Source organism: Methylomonas rosea (assembly GCF_024505055.1).
GTDB classification, from domain to species: Bacteria; Pseudomonadota; Gammaproteobacteria; order Methylococcales; family Methylomonadaceae; genus Methylomonas; species Methylomonas rosea.
The window spans coordinates 12,766-35,857 of record NZ_JANIBL010000053.1 but is presented as its reverse complement, the minus strand read 5'-3'; the positions used below and the strand labels follow the sequence as shown (position 1 = coordinate 35,857).

Annotated in this window: 21 protein-coding genes and 1 riboswitch; of the genes, 9 read left to right on the top strand and 12 right to left on the bottom strand. The window is 51.8% G+C overall.

From position 1 onward, the window contains the following. The first annotated feature begins 85 nt into the window (after nt 1-85). On the top strand, nt 86-1,090 hold the full coding sequence (locus NP589_RS16020; protein WP_256607901.1) for a polyprenyl synthetase family protein: 1,005 nt from the start codon (nt 86-88) through the stop codon (nt 1,088-1,090). Nucleotides 1,091-1,094: 4 nt separating this feature from the next. On the opposite strand, the gene NP589_RS16015 is transcribed toward NP589_RS16020, so the two are convergent. Then, the gene (locus NP589_RS16015; RefSeq protein ID WP_256607900.1) at nt 1,095-1,499 is read right to left on the bottom strand and encodes a hypothetical protein; all 405 of its coding nucleotides are present in this window, start codon (nt 1,497-1,499) and stop codon (nt 1,095-1,097) included. A 277-nt stretch (nt 1,500-1,776) separates the two neighbouring features. Then, a riboswitch (TPP riboswitch) is annotated at nt 1,777-1,884 on the top strand. A 32-nt stretch (nt 1,885-1,916) separates the two neighbouring features. On the opposite strand from NP589_RS16015, the gene thiC reads away from it, so the two are divergent. From thiC to yacG, 7 genes are all read left to right on the top strand, one after another. Beyond that, nucleotides 1,917-3,785 (top strand): phosphomethylpyrimidine synthase ThiC, encoded by a 1,869-nt coding sequence (thiC, locus tag NP589_RS16010; RefSeq protein ID WP_256607899.1) that lies wholly within the window; start codon nt 1,917-1,919, stop codon nt 3,783-3,785. A gap of 201 nt (nt 3,786-3,986) precedes the next feature. Next, nucleotides 3,987-5,702 carry a type IV-A pilus assembly ATPase PilB gene (gene pilB / locus NP589_RS16005; protein ID WP_256607898.1) on the top strand — a complete coding sequence of 572 codons (1,716 nt, stop codon included), beginning with the start codon at nt 3,987-3,989 and terminating at the stop codon, nt 5,700-5,702. 2 nt (nt 5,703-5,704) lie between these two features. Next, nucleotides 5,705-6,922 carry a type II secretion system F family protein gene (locus tag NP589_RS16000; RefSeq protein WP_256607897.1) on the top strand — a complete coding sequence of 406 codons (1,218 nt, stop codon included), beginning with the start codon at nt 5,705-5,707 and terminating at the stop codon, nt 6,920-6,922. A 73-nt stretch (nt 6,923-6,995) separates the two neighbouring features. Next, on the top strand, nt 6,996-7,862 hold the full coding sequence (locus NP589_RS15995) for a prepilin peptidase (RefSeq protein ID WP_256607896.1): 867 nt from the start codon (nt 6,996-6,998) through the stop codon (nt 7,860-7,862). A gap of 3 nt (nt 7,863-7,865) precedes the next feature. Next, nucleotides 7,866-8,477, top strand: coding sequence for a dephospho-CoA kinase (coaE, locus tag NP589_RS15990; protein ID WP_256607895.1), 612 nt, complete (start codon nt 7,866-7,868; stop codon nt 8,475-8,477). After that, the gene (gene zapD / locus NP589_RS15985; protein ID WP_256607894.1) at nt 8,474-9,247 is read left to right on the top strand and encodes a cell division protein ZapD; all 774 of its coding nucleotides are present in this window, start codon (nt 8,474-8,476) and stop codon (nt 9,245-9,247) included. Before coaE ends, zapD begins: the two co-directional genes overlap by 4 nt. Next, nucleotides 9,247-9,450, top strand: coding sequence for a DNA gyrase inhibitor YacG (yacG, locus tag NP589_RS15980; RefSeq protein WP_256607893.1), 204 nt, complete (start codon nt 9,247-9,249; stop codon nt 9,448-9,450). The genes zapD and yacG overlap by 1 nt, the downstream gene beginning before the upstream one ends. 13 nt (nt 9,451-9,463) lie before the next feature. Here yacG and NP589_RS15975 read toward each other — a convergent pair whose 3' ends face one another. Together NP589_RS15975 and argJ are read right to left on the bottom strand one after the other, a co-directional pair. Next, nucleotides 9,464-10,408 carry a Nudix family hydrolase gene (locus tag NP589_RS15975; RefSeq protein ID WP_256607892.1) on the bottom strand — a complete coding sequence of 315 codons (945 nt, stop codon included), beginning with the start codon at nt 10,406-10,408 and terminating at the stop codon, nt 9,464-9,466. A gap of 13 nt (nt 10,409-10,421) precedes the next feature. Beyond that, nucleotides 10,422-11,636, bottom strand: coding sequence for a bifunctional glutamate N-acetyltransferase/amino-acid acetyltransferase ArgJ (gene argJ / locus NP589_RS15970; protein ID WP_256607891.1), 1,215 nt, complete (start codon nt 11,634-11,636; stop codon nt 10,422-10,424). Between the two features lie 46 nt (nt 11,637-11,682). On the opposite strand from argJ, the gene NP589_RS15965 reads away from it, so the two are divergent. Next, nucleotides 11,683-11,949, top strand: a complete 267-nt coding sequence (locus NP589_RS15965; RefSeq protein WP_256607890.1) for a hypothetical protein — start codon at nt 11,683-11,685, stop codon at nt 11,947-11,949. Between the two features lie 86 nt (nt 11,950-12,035). On the opposite strand, the gene NP589_RS15960 is transcribed toward NP589_RS15965, so the two are convergent. The 9 genes from NP589_RS15960 to NP589_RS15920 all read right to left on the bottom strand — a co-directional run bounded on the left by NP589_RS15960 (nt 12,036) and on the right by NP589_RS15920 (nt 23,068). Beyond that, entirely contained in the window at nt 12,036-12,527 is a 492-nt protein-coding gene (locus NP589_RS15960) for a hypothetical protein (protein WP_256607889.1), read from the bottom strand. Nucleotides 12,528-12,547: 20 nt separating this feature from the next. Then, a complete protein-coding gene (locus NP589_RS15955; protein ID WP_256607888.1) occupies nt 12,548-13,063 on the bottom strand; it encodes a hypothetical protein in 516 nt (171 codons plus the stop codon). A 349-nt stretch (nt 13,064-13,412) separates the two neighbouring features. Next, a complete protein-coding gene (locus NP589_RS15950; protein ID WP_256607887.1) occupies nt 13,413-13,637 on the bottom strand; it encodes a sulfurtransferase TusA family protein in 225 nt (74 codons plus the stop codon). Continuing rightward, nucleotides 13,634-14,677 (bottom strand): tRNA (5-methylaminomethyl-2-thiouridylate)-methyltransferase, encoded by a 1,044-nt coding sequence (locus NP589_RS15945; protein WP_256607886.1) that lies wholly within the window; start codon nt 14,675-14,677, stop codon nt 13,634-13,636. The genes NP589_RS15950 and NP589_RS15945 overlap by 4 nt, the downstream gene beginning before the upstream one ends. Before the next feature lie 195 nt (nt 14,678-14,872). Beyond that, complete coding sequence (locus tag NP589_RS15940; protein WP_256607885.1) at nt 14,873-16,627, bottom strand: methyl-accepting chemotaxis protein; 1,755 nt, start codon at nt 16,625-16,627, stop codon at nt 14,873-14,875. Between the two features lie 116 nt (nt 16,628-16,743). Further along, nucleotides 16,744-19,290: a putative bifunctional diguanylate cyclase/phosphodiesterase gene (locus tag NP589_RS15935; RefSeq protein ID WP_256607884.1), complete on the bottom strand. Its 2,547-nt coding sequence runs from the start codon at nt 19,288-19,290 to the stop codon at nt 16,744-16,746. 1 nt (nt 19,291) lies between these two features. Then, entirely contained in the window at nt 19,292-19,711 is a 420-nt protein-coding gene (locus NP589_RS15930) for a hypothetical protein (RefSeq protein ID WP_256607883.1), read from the bottom strand. A 142-nt stretch (nt 19,712-19,853) separates the two neighbouring features. Beyond that, a complete protein-coding gene (locus tag NP589_RS15925) occupies nt 19,854-20,486 on the bottom strand; it encodes a response regulator (protein ID WP_256607882.1) in 633 nt (210 codons plus the stop codon). Beyond that, a complete protein-coding gene (locus NP589_RS15920) occupies nt 20,483-23,068 on the bottom strand; it encodes a PAS domain-containing sensor histidine kinase (RefSeq protein ID WP_256607881.1) in 2,586 nt (861 codons plus the stop codon). Before NP589_RS15920 ends, NP589_RS15925 begins: the two co-directional genes overlap by 4 nt. Between the last annotated feature and the right edge of the window lie 24 nt (nt 23,069-23,092).

Below are 23,092 nucleotides of genomic sequence, written 5' to 3'. Positions count from 1 at the left end.
TTACTATTGACACTACTCGGTATTATTCATAGCATGACCGGTTATTCACGTTATACGCTACCGAGCGACAAGTTCACAACATTACATGATAGCTAAAGTTTCAACGCCAGCGTCAGTCACTATAGACTTCGATTCGATCAAAAATTTAACCAGCGCGGAAACCAAAGCCGTGGACCGGTTGATTTTAGAGGAACTGAGCTCCGATGTTGTGCTGATTAATCAAATTGGGCATTACATAATTGGTAATGGTGGGAAACGGTTGCGACCGATGCTGCTGTTATTGGCTGCAAAAGCCCTCGGTAAGGTCGATGATCGCCATCTGATCTTGGCGGCAGTGATCGAATTCATTCATACCGCAACTTTGTTGCACGACGATGTGGTCGACGAATCGGCTCTGCGGCGCGGCAAGGAGTCGGCTAATGCAGTGTGGGGCAATGCCGCAAGTGTATTGGTAGGGGATTATTTGTATTCCAGCGCTTTTGAAATGATGGTGCGCACCGACAATATGCGGGTTATGGCAATTATGTCCAAAACCACGACCGCGATTGCCGAGGGCGAAGTGTTGCAGTTATTAAATTGCAACAATCCGGAGACCAGTGAGGCTCGATATTTGGAAGTTATTGCCCGCAAAACCGCTATTTTGTTCAGTACGGCGACCCGCTTAGCGGCAGTTATTTCAGAGACCGATGCAGGCACGGAAGAGGCATTGGCGGTTTATGGGCAGGAATTGGGAGTGGCGTTTCAGTTGATAGACGATGCATTGGATTACAAAGCTAATAGTGAAGAACTGGGTAAAAACTTAGGCGACGATTTGGCCGAGGGTAAACCCACCTTGCCGTTGATCTATGCCATCCAGCATGGAAACGAACAGCAGGCGAAGATTGTGGTCGATGCGATTCGGCAAGGTTCACGCGATGCGTTTAACGAGGTTTACGAAGTGGTTAAAGCCACTAATGCCATAGAATATACCGAGCAATGCGCGGATAGGGCGGCGGCAAAGGCGATTGCGGCATTGCAGTGCTTGCCGGATTCCGAATATAAACAGGCCCTCGAAGAGTTGGCGCGCTTCTCGGTGCAACGCAGTCACTAAGTGCTCACAATTTGTACTGCATCGCTGTTAGCTGCTGGATGGCCGATAATAGCGGCGTGTATAACTTTTCGATTTTATCCAGTAACTGTTGAAAAAACTCACCGACTACGCCTGATTCTTGGTCAGCTTGGGCTGCAAACAGGCGTTGTTCCAGTGCGCTGATCGGATCGCTATCAATTAGTTCATCCAATACCTCCAGTATTTCGGAGTCTGCCAAGGTGGCGTTGAATTCCGCCTTTTTTAAACCGGCTAGTTGTTGGTTTAATGTCTCGATGTTTTTTTCTAGGCTTCTTGCCCATTCATGTGTGTCCTCAAGCAAGGTTAAATCGCTAGCCAATAGCGCCAACTGATTCGCTGATTTCTGTATATCGCTCAGCAGGCGTTTGCTTTGTTTTTTTAGGGATGTCATCTTTTCTCCTGGCTGTTTCAGATAGTCCTACGTTTGCTGCGGTAGATGTTAGGGTTGGACTGTTACGCCGCTAATTTGCAGTTCATCGTAGCAATTGGTCCCAGTGATTAGCATACACATGTCGGCTGTTTCGGCAGCGGCGCATTAGCATGATAGCAACAGGGCCGGTAGTGAGTGGAAAGCTTATAAAACCCATTGTTTTATAAGCTTTTTGTGTTTATTGCGCTTGGCGTCGCGCTTGCAATTGGCTCGATTATCATTTAACTTAACAAGTCACCTGAAAGGCTAGGGGTGCTTTCCGCTGTATGCAAGCCCGGAAAGCTGAGAAAAACCCTTCGAACCTGAACCGGTTAACACCGGCGTAGGAAAGCCCTATCTTCCCTGCGCTTGCGATTTATTTGGATTTTGGAGATAAGCATGAGCGCTGTCCGCAATGAGATTACTACCGATACCGGTAGTAGCGTAAGAATCGATTCCTACCCCGCTTCCGAGAAAATTTATATCCAGGGCAGTCGTGCGGATATTCAAGTGCCGATGCGTAAAATCAGCATGTCGGACACTCCGGCCCACTTTGGCGCGGAAAAAAATCCGCCGATTTTTGTTTATGACACGTCCGGTGTCTACACCGATCCGAATGTGGATGTGAACTTGCATAAAGGGCTGGGTTCCATACGCGGCAACTGGATAGCCGAGCGCGGCGACACCGAGTTATTGAGCGGGCCGACCTCCAAGTATGGTCACGAGCGTTTGCACGACCCGAAAACTGCGCACCTGCGTTTCGAGTTGACGCGTAGCCCGCGTCGCGCCAAAGCCGGCCATAACGTCTCGCAAATGCATTATGCCCGTAAAGGCATTATTACCCCGGAAATGGAATACATCGCCATCCGCGAAAACCAAAATCTGGAAGCGATGCGCGACCGCTATCAAGGTCAGCATCCTGGCTTTTCCTATGGCGCCAATATTCAATCCTTCATTACCCCGGAATTTGTTCGCTCAGAAGTAGCTCGTGGTCGCGCTATTATCCCTGCCAATATTAATCATCCCGAATTGGAGCCGATGATTATTGGCCGCAACTTCCTGGTTAAGATCAACGGCAATCTGGGTAACTCAGCCGTGACCTCTTCCATCGAAGAAGAAGTGGAAAAAATGCTGTGGGGGATTCGCTGGGGCGCCGACACCATCATGGACTTGTCCACCGGCAAAAACATCCATGAAACCCGCGAATGGATCTTGCGGAACTCGCCGGTTCCTATCGGCACGGTGCCGATTTATCAAGCGCTGGAAAAAGTCGACGGCAAGGCCGAAGAACTGACCTGGGAAATCTTCCGCGACACCTTGATCGAGCAAGCGGAACAGGGCGTCGATTATTTCACCATCCATGCCGGTGTGCGCCTGCATCACGTGCCATTAACCGCCAAACGCCTGACCGGCATCGTCTCGCGCGGCGGTTCCATCATGGCGAAATGGTGTCTGGCTCACCACACCGAAAGTTTCCTCTATACCAACTTCGAGGAAATCTGCGAAATCATGAAAGCCTACGACGTGTCGTTCTCGTTGGGCGACGGTTTACGTCCGGGTTCGATTTACGATGCCAACGACGCCGCGCAATTCGGTGAATTGGAAACCTTGGGTGAGTTGACTCAAGTGGCCTGGAAACACGATGTACAAACCATGATCGAAGGCCCCGGCCACGTGCCGTTACAAATGATCAAGGTCAACATGGATAAGCAATTGGAAGACTGCTTCGAAGCGCCGTTCTACACTTTGGGGCCTTTGACTACTGACATTGCTCCCGGTTACGACCATATTACTTCGGCGATTGGTGCTGCCAACATCGGCTGGTACGGTTGCGCCATGCTGTGCTACGTCACCCAAAAAGAACATTTGGGCCTGCCGAACAAGCAAGATGTGCGCGAAGGTATTGTGACTTACAAGATCGCCGCGCATGCCGCTGACTTGGCGAAAGGCCATCCCGGCGCGCAGATCCGTGACAATGCAATGTCCAAAGCCCGTTTCGAGTTTCGTTGGGAAGATCAATTCAACATCGCGCTGGACCCCGAGAAAGCCCGTTCCTTCCACGATGAAACCTTGCCGAAAGATTCGGCAAAAGTCGCGCATTTTTGCTCGATGTGCGGTCCGCATTTCTGCTCGATGAAAATCACCCAGGATGTACGTAACTATGCCGAGCAAAAAGGCCTGGAAGAAGCGGAAGCCTTGAAAATCGGCATGGAAGAAAAATCCAAGCAGTTCCTGGAAGAAGGCGCTGCGATTTATCACGAAATCTGATTCTTGTCCCATTCGTCGGCGGTGCTGTTTATGGCGCCGCTGGCGGTTCCAAATGTTCGCCTGCTTTTAAAGAGCGCTTGGCGGCATCCCGATATAACCGTGTTAAAGTCTCGAACATGGCTTGATGAGTTTGGATAAAATCCTTACTTCATCTATAGTTGCAGCACTTAGTTGCAGTAAAACCAATCCAGACTTTTTTTCATGGCGACAGCACCTTCTAACATCCATTTCAGCGGCTTGGTCAAATGCCTGATTCAGAAAGGTTTGTTGACCGAGGAATCGGCGGCGACCTGTTTGCAGGAGGCGCAGAAACGCAAACAAGCGTTTATAAGCTATTTGGTGGAACATAAGTACGCGGACAGCAAAACCGTGGCGACGCTGGCTTCGGCGGAGTTTGGCGTACCGTTTTTCGATCTGGATGCCATAGACCCTTCGTTCCTGCCGATCAAACTGGTCAGCGAGAAATTGATACGCCAGCATCACGCCCTTCCTTTGTTCAAGCGCGGCAACCGCTTGTTCGTCGCCACCGCCGATCCGACCAATTTTCAGGCACTGGACGAGATCAAGTTCCATACGCGGCACAATACCGAAAATATCCTGGTTGAAGAAGACAAACTGATCAGGATGATAGACACGGCGCTGGAAGCCGCCGATACGTCCATGAAGGATCTGTTGGACGACGATCTGGATAATATCGACATTTCCGCAGGCGACGACGCCAAACCCGCCGACGAAGGAATGGGTTCGGATATCGACGATGCGCCTATTGTCCGTTTTGTGAATAAGATTCTGCTGGATTCCATCAAACGCGGCGTGTCGGATATTCACCTGGAGCCCTTCGAGAAAAAATTTCGTATCCGTTTTCGGGCTGACGGTATTTTGTCGGAAGTGGCCAGTCCGCCGGTCGGTATCGCCAACCGGATTATTTCCCGGCTGAAGGTAATGTCCAGAATGGACATCGCCGAACGGCGAGTGCCGCAAGACGGCCGGATCAAAATGCAAATTTCCAAGAATCGGGCTATCGATTTTCGGGTTAACACCTGTCCGACGCTGTTTGGCGAAAAAGTGGTGATGCGGATTCTCGACCCGACCAGTGCCCAGATCGGTATCGAAAAACTGGGTTTTGAGCCTGAACAACAGAAAAACTTTTTGGAGGCGATTCACAAGCCTTACGGCATGGTGTTGGTCACCGGGCCGACCGGTAGCGGCAAAACCGTGTCGCTGTATACCGGCTTGAATATTCTGAACAGCATTGAAACCAATATTTCCACCGCCGAAGATCCGGTGGAGATCACCGTGGAAGGCATCAATCAGGTCAACGTCAACCCCAAGGCCGGGCTGACCTTTGCCGAAGCGCTGCGGGCGTTTTTGCGGCAAGACCCGGACATCATCATGGTCGGGGAGATTCGCGACCTGGAAACCGCCAGTATCGCGGTCAAGGCCGCGCAAACCGGTCACATGGTGTTATCCACTTTGCACACCAATGACGCGCCGCAAACCATCAACCGGTTGGTGCAAATGGGCATAGAGCCGTTCAATATTGTTTCGGCGGTCATTCTGATCATGGCGCAGCGGCTAGCGCGGCGTTTATGCGAGCATTGCAAGCAGGAAGTCGATTATCCGGAAAGCGCCTTGCTGTCGGCCGGGTTTAAACAGGACGAAATCGGGACGTTTAAAGTATACGGCCCGGTGGGTTGCGAACATTGCAATAACGGTTACAAAGGCAGGGTAGGTATCTATCAGGTGATGCCTATCACCGAAAAAATGCGGGCGCTGATTTTGAACGGCGGCAACTCGATGCAAATGGCGGAATTGTCGAAAAGCGAAGGGATCAACGATTTAAGAATGTCGGGGCTATTAAAAATTAAGCAAGGCGTCACCTCGCTGCAAGAAATTGATCGGGTCACCAAGGAATAATCATGGCAAAGCAAGACGAGCAAATCGAGTTCAATTGGGACGGTTTCGATAGGCAAAACAAAAAAACCAAAGGCACTATCAGCGCCAAGAGCGAGGTTATTGCGCGTGCCGAATTGCGGCGCATGGGTATCCGGGTAATTGGCATCAAAGCCAAGGCCAAGCCTTTGTTCGGCGCCCGTGTGCAGAAAATTACGCCTGGCGATATCGCCGTATTTGCCAGGCAGTTGGCGACCATGCTGGCGGCAGGTGTGCCCTTGGTGCAATCGTTCGATATTATCGGCAAGGGCCATGACAACGCCAGTATGTCGGAATTACTGCTATCGATAAAAGCCGATGTCGAAGGCGGCGATACCTTGGCGCAGGCCTTGAACCGCAAGCCGCTGTATTTCGACGCCTTGTTCTGCAATCTGGTCGAGGCCGGCGAACATGCCGGGGTGCTGGAAACCTTGCTGGACAAGATTGCCACTTACAAGGAAAAAACCGAATCGATCAAAAAGAAAGTAAAAAAAGCGCTAACCTACCCGATTGCGGTGTTGGTCGTAGCGTTTATCGTTACCGCGATCTTGCTGATTTTCGTGGTGCCGGTGTTCGAAGATTTGTTCAAAGGCTTCGGTGCCGACTTGCCGGCCTTTACCCAGTTCGTGATCGAACTATCCGCTTGGGTACAGGAATGGTGGTGGGCAGTGGTAGGCGTGATCGCCGCCGTTGCTTATACATTTAGCTACTTTAAAAAGCGTTCCAAGGCATTCAATCACTTTTTGGATAAGACACTGCTGAAGATTCCTGTGGTGGGTATGATCCTGGAAAAGTCTGCCATCGCCCGTTTTGCCAGAACCCTGTCCACCATGTCCGCGGCGGGTGTGCCTCTGGTCGAAGCCTTGGTTTCGGTGGCGGGGGCGTGCGGCAATATCTTGTTCTACGAGGCGGTGATGAAGGTGCGCGACGACGTCTCCACCGGTCAGCAATTAAAGTTTGCCCTGGAGACCACCGGCATGTTTCCGAACATGGTGGTGCAGATGGTGGCTATTGGCGAGGAATCCGGTTCCATTGACGCGATGCTGGACAAAGTCGCCGATTTTTACGAAGAAGAAGTCGATAACCTGGTCGATAACTTGAGTAGCTTGATGGAGCCTATCATCATGGTTATCCTCGGTATCCTGGTCGGCGGTTTGATCGTGGCGATGTATTTGCCTATTTTCAAATTGGGCGCGGCTATCTAGTTTTGCTATTCCCCGGCGCTCTTTATCGTTGGGCCGAGCGCCGGGGCCGAATTACAACCTTCCTCTCTTCCTCATGGTTTTTGCCACTCTACAACAATATCCGCTATTTCTGATTTGCGTCGTTTGCGTGCTGGGCCTATTGGTCGGCAGTTTTCTAAACGTGGTGATCTACCGTTTGCCGGTGATGATGCAGACTGGTTGGCGGAGCGAGTGCCGAGAATACTTGCAACTCTCGCCTGAGGAAGAAAACGAAGTGTTCAACCTGATGTTGCCTGCTTCGCGCTGTCCGTCCTGCAAGACCGAGATCAAAGTCTATCAAAATATTCCAATAATTAGCTATCTACTGTTGGGTGGCAAATGTGGGCATTGCGGGGTCAAAATCGCCATCCGTTATCCGCTTATCGAGGCGTTTACCGGCCTGTGTTCTGCGGTCGTGGCTTGGCATTTCGGATACGGTTGGGCTTTAGCGTTTGCATTGCCGTTGACTTGGTGTTTGATTGCATTGAGTTTTATCGACATCGATCAGCAATTGTTACCCGATTCGATCACTCTGCCTATGCTGTGGCTGGGGTTGTTGCTAAGCCTGTTTGATATATACACAAATAGCCACGATGCGATTATCGGTGCGGTAGCAGGCTATTTGAGCCTGTGGAGCGTTTATCAACTGTTCAAATTGCTGACCGGCAAGGAAGGCATGGGCTACGGCGATTTCAAACTGCTGGCACTGTTCGGTGCCTGGCTGGGCTGGCAATATCTGCCGCTGATTATTCTATTGTCATCCTTGGTGGGCGCCGTTATCGGCATTGCGATGATCGTGTTCGGCAAACGCGATGCCGGCAAGCCGATACCCTTCGGGCCTTATCTGGCCATGGCTGGTTGGCTGGCGATGCTGTTCGGACCGGAGCTGAATGCCTTATATCTGCATACTGCCGGTCTGTAGGTTATGCTGAAGATAGGTCTGACGGGCGGTATAGGCAGCGGCAAATCCACGGTTTGTCGTTTGTTTGCCGAGTTTGGCGTACCCATTGTCGATGCGGATCTGATTGCCAGGCAGTTGGTCGAGCCAGGGCAGCCGGCCTTAGCGCTGATCGTTAAGTCTTTTGGATCGCAGATGCTTAACCAGGACGGTAGCTTGAATCGAGCCAGACTGCGCGACGCGGTATTTGCCGATGCAGATAAAAAGCGCGAATTGGATGGCATCATGCATCCCTTGGTTTATGCGCAAATCGCGGCCGAGGTAAATGCGTTAACGGCCGACTATTGCGTTATTGCCGTGCCGCTGCTGCTGGAGTCGAAAAATCCTTATGCTGTGGATCGGGTTTTATTAATCGATTGTCCGGTCGATGTGCAAATAGCACGAGTTATCGCCCGCGACAAACTCACGCGCCAGCAAGTGCAAGCCATTATCGACAGCCAGATGCCGCGACCGGAACGATTGAGCAAAGCGGACGATGTCATCGAGAATATGGCCGGCCCGGAGCAGCTTGCAGAACAGGTTAAAAGACTGCACAATTCCTACATTTTATTGGCCACCGTCAGGACACAATCGGCTTGAATACACAAACTATCTACGAATTCCCTCTCAATGAACGAATTCGGGTGTTTATGCGCTTGGAGCAACTCTTTCAACAGCTCAGTCACTTCATGTTGGGCGCGTCGGTCTTCGATAAACGCGCGGCCATTTCGGTTTTACTCGATATCTTGATGATCTTCAGCCGCAGCGACTTGAAGTCCGAGTTGATCAAGGAACTTGATAGGCACACTAAAGTATTGAATCAACTGGCGCATAGTCATGGCGTTGACGACGAAAAGCTTCAGGAAATCCTCGCCGAGTTGAATCAGGCCAGTCGAAATCTGTATAGCGCCAACGGTAAAATCGGCATCAGCGTGATGGAAAGTGATTTATTTCAAAGTATCTCGCAGCGTAATTCTATTCCCGGCGGCAGCTGTTCCTTCGATTTGCCGGCCTTTCATTACTGGTTGGAGCAGCACGAAGCCGAACAGCAAAAAGACCTGGAACGCTGGACTCAGCCCTTCGTGGATATTCGGGTAGCAATCGATTTGATATTGGGCTTTATTCGGCAGAGCAGTATGCCGACTCAGGAGCTTGCCAAGGCCGGATTTTTTCAATTGGCGTTGGATAATAAAAATCATCCGGTGCAATTGCTACGAGTGGGATTGGCTGCCGACATGCCGTGTTTTGCCGAGATTAGCGGCGGCAAACACCGTTTCAGCATTCGCTTTATGCATCCGTCTGTCGATGAAAATCGGCCCAGCCAGATGCTCGACGATATCGAATTTTCCTTGACCCGCTGCATGTTCTGATGACCGCGAATATCCGGACTATGGTGGCATGCCCCACTTGTCGCAAGCCGGTAGCCTGGATAGCTGCCGAAACATTCAAACCGTTCTGCTCGGAACGTTGCAAACTGATCGATTTAGGCGATTGGGCTACCGAAGCTCACAAAATCCCCGGTCCGCCGCTGCTTGACGAAGACGACGAAAATTCGGATTTCGAATCCTACTGAGCTGTTTTTCGGGTTAGTCTGCCGCTAAAAACGCGCTGATGCCGGCTATACCTTGTGCGCCGGCGACAAGTGCTCTATCCAAGTCGTGCCTGCCCAAACCGCCCAAGGCAAACACCGGTAAATTGATTTGTTCGAGCAGTTCGGTCAAGGTTTGCCAGCCTAGCGGCGCGGCGTCCGGGTGGGAGGCGGTCGCTTGGACGGGTGCCAAAACGGCAAAGTCCAGGCCTAGCGCTTCCGCGTATCGCAGTTCATCCAGGTTATGACAAGACGCCGCTACCCAGCGATAGCCGTTGGGCCGTTCACGACAGGCCAGCAAGGCGCGGCTGCTTAAATGCAGGCCCTGCGCATTGGTAGTATCGACAGGCAAATCTGTGTTGACCAGCAAGCTAACCTGTTGCTGCCGGCAAAGCTGAGAAACCTGCTCGAATACATTTTGTAAATCGATAGAAGGTAAAGACTTGACGCGAAATTGCAGCAGTTTGATGCCGGTGGCTAAAATGCGTCGGCAATTGTCCAGGGCTTCGGCGGCGCTAAGGCCTTCCAGGATCGCGTAATAGTGCGGCAATTGCGCGGCGGCGATGATGGGTAAGTTAGCGGCCGGGAAGCTGAATTCCCTTAGTTGCTCGGCAGCAATCCAACGCATCGCCTGGCCTTCGCAGCCTCTAGCCTGGCCGGCAAAAGCCGTAACATTCCAGACATCCAGCAACACATGCCTGTCGCCGTAATCATGGTTGATTTTGATCAACGGCGCCGCGCGTTGTACTTGAATACCAACCTCTTCTTCCAGCTCGCGCGCCAGTGCTTGTTGCACCGGTTCACCAGCTTCCAGTTTACCGCCCGGAAACTCCCACAAGCCGCCTTGATGTGCGTGTTTGGCGCGTTGGGTAATCAAAATCCGGCCGTCACCATCACGGATCACCCCGACCGCGACGTGCAGGCGCTGCTTATTGGTTGACATACTTTTTTGGTGCTTAGGTGCGGTATTCGGCGTTGATTTTTACGTAGTCGTAGGAAAAATCGCAAGTCAGCACTTCCTCGCTGGCTGCGCCGCGCCCCAGTCTGACGGTGACGACGATTTCCTCCTGATTCATCACGCGCTGGCCGTCTTGTTCGGTGTACGAGTGGGCTCGGCCGCCGTTTTCGACGATGCACACCGTGCCCAGATAAATTTCGATTTTCTCCAGGTCCATGTTTTCGACGCCGGCCCGGCCGACAGCAGCCAGAATCCGGCCCCAGTTGGGATCGCTGGCAAAAAACGCGGTTTTCACCAAGGGCGAGTGGGCAATGGTTTTAGCGACTTGCACAGCCTCTGCACTGTCGCGCGCCTGTTCGACGACGATCCTCATCAGTTTGGTAGCGCCTTCGCCGTCGCGAATGATCAGTTCCGCCAGGCGTTTACAAACCGCCATAACCGCCTCGGCGAAGGTCGCATACTCCGTGCTACCGGCCAGAATTTCCGGGGCTGCGCTACCGCCGCTGGCCAATAATACGCAAGCATCGTTAGTCGAGGTGTCGCCGTCCACGGTGATGCGATTGAAGGATTTTTCCGCCGCCGCGCTCAGACATTGTTGTAACAGAGATTGCTCGATACGGGCATCGGTGGCGACAAAACCCAGCATGGTAGCCATATTGGGCTGGATCATGCCGGCACCTTTGGAAATACCGGTGATCGTCACCGGCTCTCCGGCGATATGGATCACGGCCGATGCGCCCTTGGGAAACGTATCGGTTGTCATGATCGCGCGGGCGGCTTTGTCCCAATGCGCCTCAGCCAAATTCGCTACGGCAGCGGGCAGCGCCGCCGAGAGTTTTTCCACTGGCAACGGTTCGCCGATGACACCGGTAGAGAATGGTAAAACCTGTTGTGCCAAAGCCTCAACTTCGCCGGCCAGATTGGCGCAGCAGGCAAACGCATCTTGCAGGCCTTGCTTGCCGGTGCCGGCGTTGGCGTTGCCGGAGTTTACCAGTAGCCAGCGCGGATTTTGGGACAAATGGGCCTTGGCGATATGTACCGGCGCCGCGCAAAAGGCATTTTGGGTAAATACCGCCGCACAAGTACCTCCGTCCGCCATTTCGATCACTAAAATATCGTCGCGGACGGTTTGCTTGATGCCGGCATTGCAGGTGCCGAGTTTGATGCCTTGCACGGCATGCATGGTGGGGAAGTCGATTTGTCCTACTGCCATTGTTGTAACCTGTTAATTTGTGTCGCTACCGCGACGGCTTATTTTAATGTCGGGTCTCGGCCCGACAGCCGAGATACTTTTCTTTGCTTGTCCAAAGAAAAGTATCCAAAAGAAAAGACAACCGGATGCCGCTTATTTCCTGCGCTCCTCGCTTTTGAACGGGGTTGCCGAAAGGGGCTTCCTGCCCCTTCGTCAACGCGATGCATCCCTGCATCGCCCCTGCGGGCTGTTCCGTTCAAAAGCTCCGGTGCTCGGCGCGGCATACGGGACGAAAACCATCCCGGAATTTGAAGGCCATTTTGATAGTCAGTAGATGTAGCCTCGATGTAGTGAAACGAAATCGAGGAATTGACGACTTCAATTGCCCTCGATTCCACTTCGTTCCATCGAGGCTACTTGCTATTGACGCCCTGGGGGGGGCGCCTTACCGAATTGTGCTTCAAGTTTCGCTTGTTTGTCCCTTATGAGATCAAGAACTGCGTTGAATAGCAGCCGCATTTCTTGCTCTTGCCCGAGTAGCTGTAGATAGCTATGACTCTTGAACTGAATTGGAAAAATTCGCTTTGGTTCATGCGTCCAGCAATGGAGGATCGGCGAACGGACACCAATATCAGTATGTGCAAACACTTGATCTCTCAGATTGATAAGTTCTGTATGTAAATCCTTTAGGTGGACGGGGATGTAGCTTTCATCAAGCCTGAGAGTCTTGTTAAAGATTCCGTGCGATTTCTTGAATGGCCTGCAATAAGAAATTGCTGCATCTTTCAGCAGGCATAAACGCAAGAAGTCGCCTTCCACTTTGACGAGGTGGTCTAGAGCTATCTGAGCCTGAGACATATCGGCGTCAGCGAACCGGAGAAAAACATAGAATTCTTCTTCAGGCGTGTGCATAGAGTCTTGTTATTTCCAAACTACCCACCAATTATGGTGTCGAAAACTTCCTTTATTTTATCCGCACAAACGCCATAGGAAATTGGAATTGCTTCTGGTGAGTTTCTAGCGCAGGTAACCCGTTTTAGTTCGTTCCCCACAATTCCGAGGATAACGATTTGATTTGAATTATCGGAACCACGGAGGCGAATGACGGCAAGCTTCATTGGGCCACTTTCAGCATAATTGGCCTCGGAAGTAATGTCGATTCGTGGAGAATTGGGTAGTTCTCGAATCTTTGTTCGTATTCGCTCGACCGTGTGAGCCTCCAAGTTTTTCAGGAAGTTCATGTTCAGATGTTTCTGAGTCGCACCTTCCGCGTCTTGGCTTGAGGTAATCACTCGAATACTCTGGTCTGCCGTGTGCTCAAGGCGTTTTACTGCTTCTCTTTCGATCTCATTCTGTGCCGAGCTGGTACCGAGGTAGCTGGCAAGTTGATTGATTAAAGGAATCGCCAGAACGAATAGCACAAGGTATTTCCAGTCAAATTGACGCATTTTAGTTTCCTAACAAGTGACGAAATGATTTTTGTATATCATCCCATGAACAAAAATGAACAGTTCCTCGCTATCGCGACGGTTTTCCTCCCGTATGCCGCGCCGAGCACCGGAGCTTTCGGCGGGAATAGCCCGTAGGGGTGCGGCAGGGATGCCGCACATCGACAGAGGGGCAGGAAGCCCCTTCTGTCGATCCCCGTCGAAAGCTACGGAGCGCAGGATCAAAGCGGCATCCGGGTGGCGTTTCTTTTGGTGACTTTTCTTTGGCCAAACAAAGAAAAGTTACTCGGCTGTCGGGCCGAGACCCGACATTAAATCAACCCGTCGCGACAGCGACACAAACAACAACTCAACCTACTTCCAAAACAATCACATACTCGCCATTCTCGGACCGAGTCTCCAACACCTGATGCCCATTAATCCGACACCAAGCCGGAATATCCTGCATCACCCCAGGATCGGTACATTCCACCGTCAACACGTCACCGCTTTGCAGGGTTTTGACTTTATCCTGAGTGCGAATCACCGGCAATGGGCACAACAAACGGCGAGCGTTTAAAACATGCACACTCATACGAACCACTCCTGCGGAATTTCGTCGGCGAGCAAAGGCTTCACAAACACATTTCGTTCTGCGCCGTCTCGGTCGCGGATAGTAACCTCCACCTGCTCGGCTTCGCGGCCTTGGCCGTAGCGCGCGGTAATCTGCGCAGCCTGAATCAGATCGTTTTCGCTGGGCGTACCGTCGATTAAGGCCAGCGGGCCGCGATGGCTGGCGCAGTTCATACTGACAAATTCCTTTTTATATCCACTCATGAAGCGGGCTTCGCCGTCCTCGCGAGCTATGATGACTTTGAAATGCGGTTTGGGGCGAATATGCCTGCCCACCTTCAATAGCATCACATCGTCCAGATCGTAATCGCGTTCGCCGCGCGCTTTCCACAGATCGACCAGCTTTAATGAATAGGCTTCGTCGGTCAAAAAACAGCAGCCGCCGGCTGGCTGGGCGTAATCGGTAAACCCATATTCTTTGGCCAGTGTCATCTGCGGTTTGCGCGAGCGGCCACTAAAACCAAACATTTTTTCCCGGCTGATCCAGCCTTCGCGTTCCGGCAGGGTGGCCGGCAGGTTTTGCGCGGATAATGGCCGTACCAACAAATCGTCGGCACCGGATTCGGCCGCAACGATGGGCATGGTTTGCTTACGTTGCGACATGGGGCGTTGGCCGACCACTTCGCCGGTGATGATGAAATCGAAGCCGTTTTCCTGCATCCACTGCTTGGCCTTATTCACCATGAAAATCTTGCAGTCCAGACAAGGGTTCAGATTCGCACCATAGCCGTGCTTGGGATTGAGCAGTACCTGCTTGTATTCTTCGATGATGTCGATGATATGCAGCTTGATGCCCAATTGCTCGGCCACCCACAGCGAGTTGTTGCGCTTGACCTTGTCGGCGTCTTGCTTCCGAATGGCGTGGGTGTGGCCTTCTACGCAAAAGCCGGTGAAAAAGTTGATGCCTTCGACGTGGATACCTTGCTCCATGATGGCCTTGCTGGCCAGCATGGAATCCAGGCCGCCGGAAATCAGCGCCACTGCTTTTCTTTGTTGACTCATAAATCAGATGTCTAGCAGGAAAAACGGCGCATTATACTGTGGATTTCAGCAAGATGCGGCCGCCAGCAACGCTGGCAAGCAATTAATTTGGCAAATTCCAGCGGGAAAAACCACTAAAAATCAGCGGTTTGATTCTGTTTGATCTGTGATTCGCCGGCCGCTAACGGCCGGCGAGTCGCTGGCGCCGCGATGGCGTCAAATTCTAAAATGACCGACTGTCTGGCGTAATTGATTGGCCAGCTCAAGCAACTCGCGGCAGGCCTCGGCGGTATGTTTGGCGCCGTTGGAGGTTTCTCCGGACACGTGGCTGATATTGCTGACATTACGGTTAATTTCTTCCGCTACCGCCGTCTGTTGCTCTGCTGCGGTGGCGATCTGATTATTCATGTCGTTGATGGTAAATATTCTCTCGCTGATGGTGTTGATCGAATCACCGGCCGAAGCGGCCTGCTCAACGCTGGATGCGGCGCGTTTTCTGCCGTTTTCCATCACCGAAACCGCTTGTTTCGCCCGGCCTTGCAGCCTTTCTATGGTTTGGCGGATTTCCAGCGTCGAGTTTTGTGTGCGGCTGGCCAAGGTTCGGACTTCATCCGCCACCACCGCAAAGCCGCGGCCTTGTTCGCCGGCGCGCGCCGCTTCAATGGCCGCATTTAACGCCAACAAATTGGTTTGCTCGGCGATACCCTGAATCACGCTTAATACTTCCCCTATGCTGTTGCTGTCGTTTTCCAGATCGTGAATCACATTGGCGGCATTTTCCACTTCGGTCGCCAGTTCGTTAATGCCGCCAACCGCTTGCGTGACGATATTTTTTCCCGACGTCGCTTCCCGGTCCGCCGTTTCCGCGGCTTCGGATGCCTTAACCGCATTCTTGGCGACCTCTTGTACAGTCGAGGTCATTTGTTTCATCGCATTGGCCACCAGCGTGGTTTCTTGCAATTGCCGCTCTACGCCTTGCTGGGTGGATTGGGTGATAGTCGCCAGCTTATTGGCGGCCTGCGCCAGCCTGTCGCTGGTCACGCTGATTTCTTCAACGGTTTTGGCGATCTTTTTCACGAAGGCATTAAAGCTTGAGGCCACCCAGGCAAACTCGGATTTACCCGATGCGCTGAGCCTGGCGCGTAAGTCGCCGTCGCCGCTGCAAATGGCTTGCAGGTTCAGCGCCAATGCAGTTAATGGGCCGATGATGATTTTGCTCATCACCAGATAACCGGTGATACCGATAATTAAAAGTGTCAAACCCAAAAAGCCGATAGCGTAGAGCACGGTTTGCTTCAACTCGCTAAATGCGGTGCTGAAGGGGGTGATAATTTCGAATGCGCCGTGCAGGTCGCCGGCGCGGCGGTTTTCCATGGCATAACCGAGTAAATCCTGGCCCTTGTCGTTGCCCCATAAGGCTGGCGAAGTCTGCGGGTCGCCGTGGCAAAGCTCGCATTGCTTGACCATTTTCACCGGTCTGAAATAGCGAATTTCCTGTTTTTCTTCGTCGATAATGCTGTATTCGCTTACCGAAGGCTCTTTTTGGAATTTGTCCAGAACCTGTTGTTCCAGTTGATCCGGCATGTTTCTGGGCGGATTACGCGGATTAAGTGCTGGCGCTTTAAAACGAAAACCGCCTTCCTTGGCTTTGGCTTCAATCACGTCCCAGGCGTTGGCGGTGGGGACGGTAGCGATAACCAGGGCGCGGCCGCTGGCTTCATCCTTGCCTTGCACCAACTGCCGGAGGTATTCCGGCGAGTAAAGACCGCTTTCCCACTTCTTGCTTACATTGTCGCGAATCGATTCGGAAAGCAGCAGCAATTGCCGGGAAGATTCAATCTTACGGTCTATCAGTTTTTGTTTTTCGATGTTGGCAAACATCAACAACAAGCCCAAGCCCAGGACGAAGAGGATACCCGTGGTTATCGCTACCACTTTGACTCCGACCGAATGCCAGTTCATCAAGAACATAAGATTTCCCCGTTAAATTTATTGTTATAAGACTCAGTAAATTGGTAGAGGGACGATTAAGCATTCCCTGCGCCAAGTAGTGTAGAAAATCAATTAAGGCTTGAAATTACGGCCATTTAAGTGTCGGTGTGGATGTTTTGTGGTCGAATCGCCTTGTTCAAACTGCCAATAACTCGTTCGAACTCAGGTAAGGGCATGGGCTTACCGAATAGATAGCCTTGAAAGGCATCGCAGCCTATGCGCTCCAGGCAGATGCGTTGATCCTGGGTTTCCACCCCTTCCGCAATCACATTCAAGCCCAGGTTGTGGCCCATGCCGATAATGGTTTGGGCAATCACCGCATCGTTAGGATCAACGATAAGGTCGCGGACAAAGCTTTGATCGATTTTGAGTTGGCTGAGCGGCAGCTTCTTCAGATAACTCAATGAGGAATAACCGGTGCCGAAGTCGTCCATCGAAAAACGTACGCCCAATAATTTCAGCGTTTGCATTTTTTCAATGGCATCTTCTACATCGTGCAATACCATGCTTTCAGTCAATTCCAGTTTGAGTTTTGCCGAGTTGGCGCCTGTGTTGTTAAGAATCCGGCAGATCGAGTCGACGAAATCGGACTGACGAAACTGTCTGGCGCTCACATTCACGGCAAGTTGTAAATGCTGGGTGAGCGGATTCTGTTCCCAGGCCCGCAGTTGCTCGCAAGCGCATTGCAATACCCATTCGCCGATAGGCAAAATCAAGCCGGATTCTTCGGCAAGCGGGATAAACTCAGCCGGCGAAATCATGCCTTTTTGCGGATGTTGCCAACGTAATAACACCTCTGCGCCAAAAATATGGGCGTTTTTATCTACCTGTGGTTGGTAATGTAGGCTCAGCTGATCTTGGGCTTGGGCATGGCGTAAATCGAACTCCAGCAATACGCGCGACTCCAATAATGCCTGCATCTGCGGATCGAAGAAACGCAACGTGTTGCGGCCGGCATCCTTGGCCTGATACAGGGCCGCGTCGGCGCGTCTCAGCGTGTCGTCGAACGAGTTGTTGTGTTCGTCGAATATGGCTATGCCGATACTGATAGAGCCGAGATGTTCTTTGCCATTTAACAACATGCCGGTATTGATGGCGCACAATATCTTGTGCGCAACTTCTTCGGCATTCGTGGTTGCCTCCGGTTGCGCGCTGCCCAGATTTTCCAGCAGTACTATAAATTCGTCGCCGCCCAGCCGGGCAACGGTATCGCCTTGACGGACGCAGGCCTTTAGGCGCGAGGCAATTTCTATTAATAGCTGATCGCCGATTTGGTGGCCCTGAGTATCGTTAATCGTTTTGAAATTATCGACATCTATCATCAACACCGCGCCATGCTTACGCGCGCAACGGCTGTTGTGTAAAGCCTGCTGTAGCCGGTCTTGCAACAGGCGGCGATTGGGCAGGTCGGTGAGCGGATCGTAATACGCCAGGCGATGAATGGCCGCTTGTGCTTCCTTGTGCTGGCTGATGTCGGTAAAGGCCGCCACATAGTTGCAGGTATGGCCGTCCGCGCCGGTTACTACGCTGATCGTCAGCCATTTCGGGTAAACGTCGCCGTTTTTACGCCTGTCCCAGACTTCGCCTTGCCAGAATTTTTCGCGCTTCAGTGTGGCCCACATTTCCCGGTAAAACTCTTGACCGTGGCGGCCGGATTTTAAAATCGATGGCTTGTTGCCGATTACTTCGTCCGGCTGGTAACCGGTCAGCCGGGTGAAGGCGTTATTGACGCGCAGGATGATATTATTTTCGTCGGTAATCATGATCCCTTCCTGGGATTCGATTGCCCTCTCGGCAATCCGCAATTGACTCTCCGCCCAGCGGATGTTGCTGATGTCCCGGCTAATCACCACCATGCCTTTGCGTTGGCCGTTTTCCTGATAAACCGGGGTTTTGCGTACCTCTATTTCGATCACGCGGCCCTCGTCGTTGACGATGTGATCTTCGAACATGATCAAGTGTCCGGCCTTCCATACCGCTTCTTCATCCGAAAATAGTTTGATGTGTTTATCAAGTACGTCCGGCTGTTGATCGGCCAGTTCCAGATAGGTCTTGCCGCGCCAATCCATGCCGTCAAAGCGGAACAGCTGTTGCGCGTGCTCATTGGCGAATAGCAAGCGACCGTCCCCGTCTTTGAACAGAATGGCGTCGGGAATTGCTTCTATCAGGCTGATGAGTTGCTGGCTGAGGGCTTTAAGCTTGTTTTCGCTTTCCTGTAAATCCAGTTGCGCCTGTGTGCGTACCGCGATTTCAGCCGCCAGTTGCTGGTTGCTCGGTAGTTTCAATGCATGCGGTACCAACTTGAGGAGTAATACGGCCGCCGCCATAGAGATGGCTGCCGTTAAGGCTTTTATGGCGGTATCCAACCAATACAAGGGTTGCCAGATTAGGAAGATGGACATCAAGTGGGATGCCCCGCAGGCCAGAATAAACGAGCTGAACATCAAATAGATGCCGCGAAATTTCAAGTCTCGGCGCTGCGATACGACATAAGCCAGAATGACGGCGATAGCGAAATAGGCCAGGGTGATTACAGCATCGGAAATTACATACGACCAGAGCAGGCCGGGCGTCCACTTTAGGCAAAATCCGTGCGGCATCAGTCCGCCCGCACTGGAAAAATCGAAGAATGGTATTTTCACGCTAATTTTCCCGCACGGCTTGGTTCGGGCGTAACCGTGGACGGGTTTTGTGTATCGGACAATCCTTGGCTAAGCGCGGTTTTGTGCTCTCCAGGCAGTCATGGCAGGCGGCGCGAACGAATGGCGTGTGTTTGCTGAAGTATTTATCGAATATGCCGGTATCGAAAATCTGATGTACGTCGCTGCCACAGCCATGCAGATTAAGCTCGACGCCGGCCTTCATCCAGTCGCAGATTAGCGAGATGGTGGCGATGCCGCACATATTGAATGTAGGGATGTTTTCGAGCGTTATCCTGGCGCTGGCGCGCGGGTTCATTTTTGCGTGGGCCTTGCATGACGCCAATAAGTCACGGCACTTTGCAAACTCCAACGTGTTGCGAATAGTCACCTCAAACAATTCACCTGTTACCGATACTTGCATAGATGAACACCCGATGCATTCAAAATTCTGGACTTTGCATCATATGTAAATGTGGATCGTCTGAATATCAGCTAATCCGAAATTACAGGTAAGTAAAGATGTAATTTTTCGTGAGCCGTTTCCTTGGCGTGTAGGCAAGTAACTACATATTCAAGCGATGCGCATCATAGTAGCGGATCAATTCGGCGTTATTACTGATTTGCAATTTTTCAAACAGCCGGGCTTTGTATGTGCTGACGGTCTTATTGCTGATTGATAAGTCCCTGCCGATGTCGTTCAGGCTTTGGCCCTTGGCCAGTAACTGCAAGATTTGAAACTCGCGTTCGGATAATTTTTCATGCGGTTTGCTTGGCTCGGAGCCCTCGAATTCAAATACCATTTTCTCGGCAAGTTTAGGGTCGATAAAACGGCCGCCGCCGGCGACTCGGCGGATGGCTATCAGTAAGGTCTCCGGATCGTTATCTTTGGTTAGATAGCCATTGGCACCGGTTTTCAACGCGCGCGAGACGATTTGCAATTCGTTGTGCATGCTCAAAATCAGAATGGGCAATGCGGGGTATTGGCTGCGAATCCGGTGGATCATTTCCACGCCGCCGAGATCGGGCATGGTTAGATCCAGTAACACCAGGTCAACAGAATTTTCATCGAGAAAACTCAGCAATTGCTGGCTGCTTTCGGCCTCGCCAGCGACGGTAATATCGGCGGAGAGCGCGAATAGTTGTTTGAGACCGCCTCGCACAATGGCATGGTCGTCGGCAATAATTAGTCGGATCATAGTTCTGGTCTTTTAGGGTTAGCCGGGATACGTACCTGGATAGAGGTGCCTTGGCCCGGGACACTGGAAATAGTGGTTTCTCCGCCCAACATCAGGGAGCGTTCCCGTATGCCGATCAGGCCAAACGACTTGGTCTTATTGGGCGCATTGGCGTCGAAACCACGACCATTATCGTAAATTTCCAGGCAATAGTGGTCCTTATCCAGATTGACGGCAATTTTTACCTTGCTGGCTGCCGCATGTCGCAGCACATTGGTCAACGATTCCTGGGCTATCCGAAAGATCACGATTGCACATTCCTCGTCCATTTCGAAATCATCTTCCGGATACAACAGATCGCATTGAATCCCGGATTGTTCCGCGAATTTCCTTACCAACCATTCCAAAGCCGGCACTATCCCCATCTCTATCGCCGAGGGACGTAACGAGGTTGCCACATCGCGGGTAACCTGGATGGTTTGGTCCAGTAATTCCATGATGTTGCGGATTTGCTCCGCCAGTCCCTGGTTATTAATCGCGAATTTCATGCGCAGCAGTGACATTTCCATGCGCAGAGCAGTCAACATTTGTCCGAGTTCGTCGTGCACTTCGCGGGCCATGTGTTTGCGTTCTTCTTCCCTGGCTTTTTCGCGGCGGGCCGCCAGTTGCCGCAATTGCAAGCGGGACGATTCCAGGTTTTTTTCTATCACTTTCAGTTCGGTGATGTCCTGAGATGTACCTATACCGCGCAGAAAACTGCCATTCCCGGTAAACTCAAGTTCCGCACGTTGCCTTAACCATTTTATTTTACCGTTCACCGCGATGCGGTGTTGAATGTCGTAAGGTTCTCCACGCATGGCTGCCTGCCAGGCATCTTGCACGTAATGACGGTCAGCCGGATGGACACATTCCAAGAAGCGCTCATAGCTTATCGGCGTGCCCAATGGAATGTCGAAAATCCGGTAGTTTTCGTCCGACCATTTCAGAGAGTGCTCTCTAAGGTTCAAGGACCAACTGCCCAAATGCGCTTGGGCTTGGGCGTGTGCCAGATGTGCTTCGCTTTCGCGCAACGCGTGTTCGATCAACTTGAAATTAGTAACATCCATATTAACCCCGACGATTTTTTGCACACCACTCTTGGCAGGACCGGCAATAATTGCCGAAGCCTGAATGAAACGTAAGGCGCCATCACTCTTCCGGCGAATCCTAAACTCCCAATGCGCTTCCTGTTGGTCTCTAATTAGCTTGCGAAGTTTGGCTTCGGTACGCGGTAAGTCCTCGGCCACCACTGAGGCAACCCAGGTCTGGTGGTCTATAGGGGTTCCAGCAGGAATGCCGAACATCTCGTACATGCGTTCATCCCATTCCCCGATACCCAATGCCAGATCCCACTCGCAAATGCCGATTGCCGCGGCTTTGGTGGCCAGGCGCAAGCGCTCGCTGTAATTGCGAAGTTGCTCTTCCGCGCTTCGACTTTCGGTTATATCGCGCGCCAGACCGATGGTGCCCAGAACTTCGTCTTTATCGTCGATGATGGGCGCTTTAATCGTTTCGGTCCAGGTTTCCCGGCCAGCGTCGAAGGCTCGTTCAGTCAGTGATACTTGCTGTCGAGTCAGCATCACTTCTTGATCAACAGCAAGGTAATGCTTGGCCAGACTTTCGGGCCAGATGTCGAAATCGGTCACATCCGCTAAATCGCGCAGATTAGCGATGCCCACGGCGTTTAGCCAATGTTTGTTGGCTTGAATATATTTCCCGTCTCTGTCCTTCATCCAGGCCAAAAACGGCAGGCCATCGTACATGGCTCGCAGACGGGCTTCCGATTCGCTGATGCGTTTTTGCGCGGACTTCAATGCGGTGATATCGGTAACCAATACGAAAAATCCTTTCACTTGGCCCGCCGCGCCGTCGGGTAAATAAGCGGCTTGGGTATGGCGAGTTTCACCCGCAAAATTGACGATGGTGCGCTCAAAGTATTGCGGCTGTCCCGCCAGCACCGCATCGATATATGGCTTGTTCAGGGTGTATAGCTCATCGCCGATGACTTCGTGAATATGTTTGCCGAGCAAGTTTTCAGAGCTATAGCCGAACCATTCTTCATAGGCTTTATTCCCAAATTTGTTGATAAGATTTTTGTCCCAGTAGCCGATCATCGCGGGCATATGGTTGAGGACGGAGACCAAATTCTGTTGGTGCTCTAAAATTTCGGCCTCTTTCTCCTGCTTAGTTTGCAACGAAATATCCGAAAGTATCGCTAGCCATGCCGATAGTTTGCCGTGCCGATCCGGCAGGCCTCGACCGCTAACGTTGACTATGACTTCGGTGCCGTCTGCGCGTTTGACTATTAATTCGATAGCCTCTGCCATATCGGGGCCATCAGACGTGAAACACGGTAAATGCGCGATTGGAAAAGGCGTATTGCCGCCCTGGGAAAACAGGTAATGTCGTTTTTCCCAATCGGGTGTCGAGCCGATTCCCAGCAATAGTTTGGCCGCGCGGTTGATGCAGATGATTTTGTGCGCAGCGTCGAAAACGATGACGGCTTCTTTAATGCTGTCGATGATCCCGTATAGCAAGTCGGTTTCATGTTCAAAATTATTCAAGTTGAGTCGGTGGTTTGGCATCTC

Bases quoted from the DNA above. Each gene is read 5' to 3' on its own strand.
- NP589_RS16020 (WP_256607901.1), top strand. From the start codon at position 86: ATGATAGCTAAAGTTTCAACGCCAGCGTCAGTCACTATAGACTTCGAT.
- NP589_RS16015 (WP_256607900.1), bottom strand. From the start codon at position 1,499: ATGACATCCCTAAAAAAACAAAGCAAACGCCTGCTGAGCGATATACAG.
- thiC (WP_256607899.1), top strand. From the start codon at position 1,917: ATGAGCGCTGTCCGCAATGAGATTACTACCGATACCGGTAGTAGCGTA.
- pilB (WP_256607898.1), top strand. From the start codon at position 3,987: ATGGCGACAGCACCTTCTAACATCCATTTCAGCGGCTTGGTCAAATGC.
- NP589_RS16000 (WP_256607897.1), top strand. From the start codon at position 5,705: ATGGCAAAGCAAGACGAGCAAATCGAGTTCAATTGGGACGGTTTCGAT.
- NP589_RS15995 (WP_256607896.1), top strand. From the start codon at position 6,996: ATGGTTTTTGCCACTCTACAACAATATCCGCTATTTCTGATTTGCGTC.
- coaE (WP_256607895.1), top strand. From the start codon at position 7,866: ATGCTGAAGATAGGTCTGACGGGCGGTATAGGCAGCGGCAAATCCACG.
- yacG (WP_256607893.1), top strand. From the start codon at position 9,247: ATGACCGCGAATATCCGGACTATGGTGGCATGCCCCACTTGTCGCAAG.
- NP589_RS15975 (WP_256607892.1), bottom strand. From the start codon at position 10,408: ATGTCAACCAATAAGCAGCGCCTGCACGTCGCGGTCGGGGTGATCCGT.
- argJ (WP_256607891.1), bottom strand. From the start codon at position 11,636: ATGGCAGTAGGACAAATCGACTTCCCCACCATGCATGCCGTGCAAGGC.
- NP589_RS15965 (WP_256607890.1), top strand. From the start codon at position 11,683: ATGTCGGGTCTCGGCCCGACAGCCGAGATACTTTTCTTTGCTTGTCCA.
- NP589_RS15960 (WP_256607889.1), bottom strand. From the start codon at position 12,527: ATGCACACGCCTGAAGAAGAATTCTATGTTTTTCTCCGGTTCGCTGAC.
- NP589_RS15955 (WP_256607888.1), bottom strand. From the start codon at position 13,063: ATGCGTCAATTTGACTGGAAATACCTTGTGCTATTCGTTCTGGCGATT.
- NP589_RS15950 (WP_256607887.1), bottom strand. From the start codon at position 13,637: ATGAGTGTGCATGTTTTAAACGCTCGCCGTTTGTTGTGCCCATTGCCG.
- NP589_RS15945 (WP_256607886.1), bottom strand. From the start codon at position 14,677: ATGAGTCAACAAAGAAAAGCAGTGGCGCTGATTTCCGGCGGCCTGGAT.
- NP589_RS15940 (WP_256607885.1), bottom strand. From the start codon at position 16,627: ATGTTCTTGATGAACTGGCATTCGGTCGGAGTCAAAGTGGTAGCGATA.
- NP589_RS15930 (WP_256607883.1), bottom strand. From the start codon at position 19,711: ATGCAAGTATCGGTAACAGGTGAATTGTTTGAGGTGACTATTCGCAAC.
- NP589_RS15925 (WP_256607882.1), bottom strand. From the start codon at position 20,486: ATGATCCGACTAATTATTGCCGACGACCATGCCATTGTGCGAGGCGGT.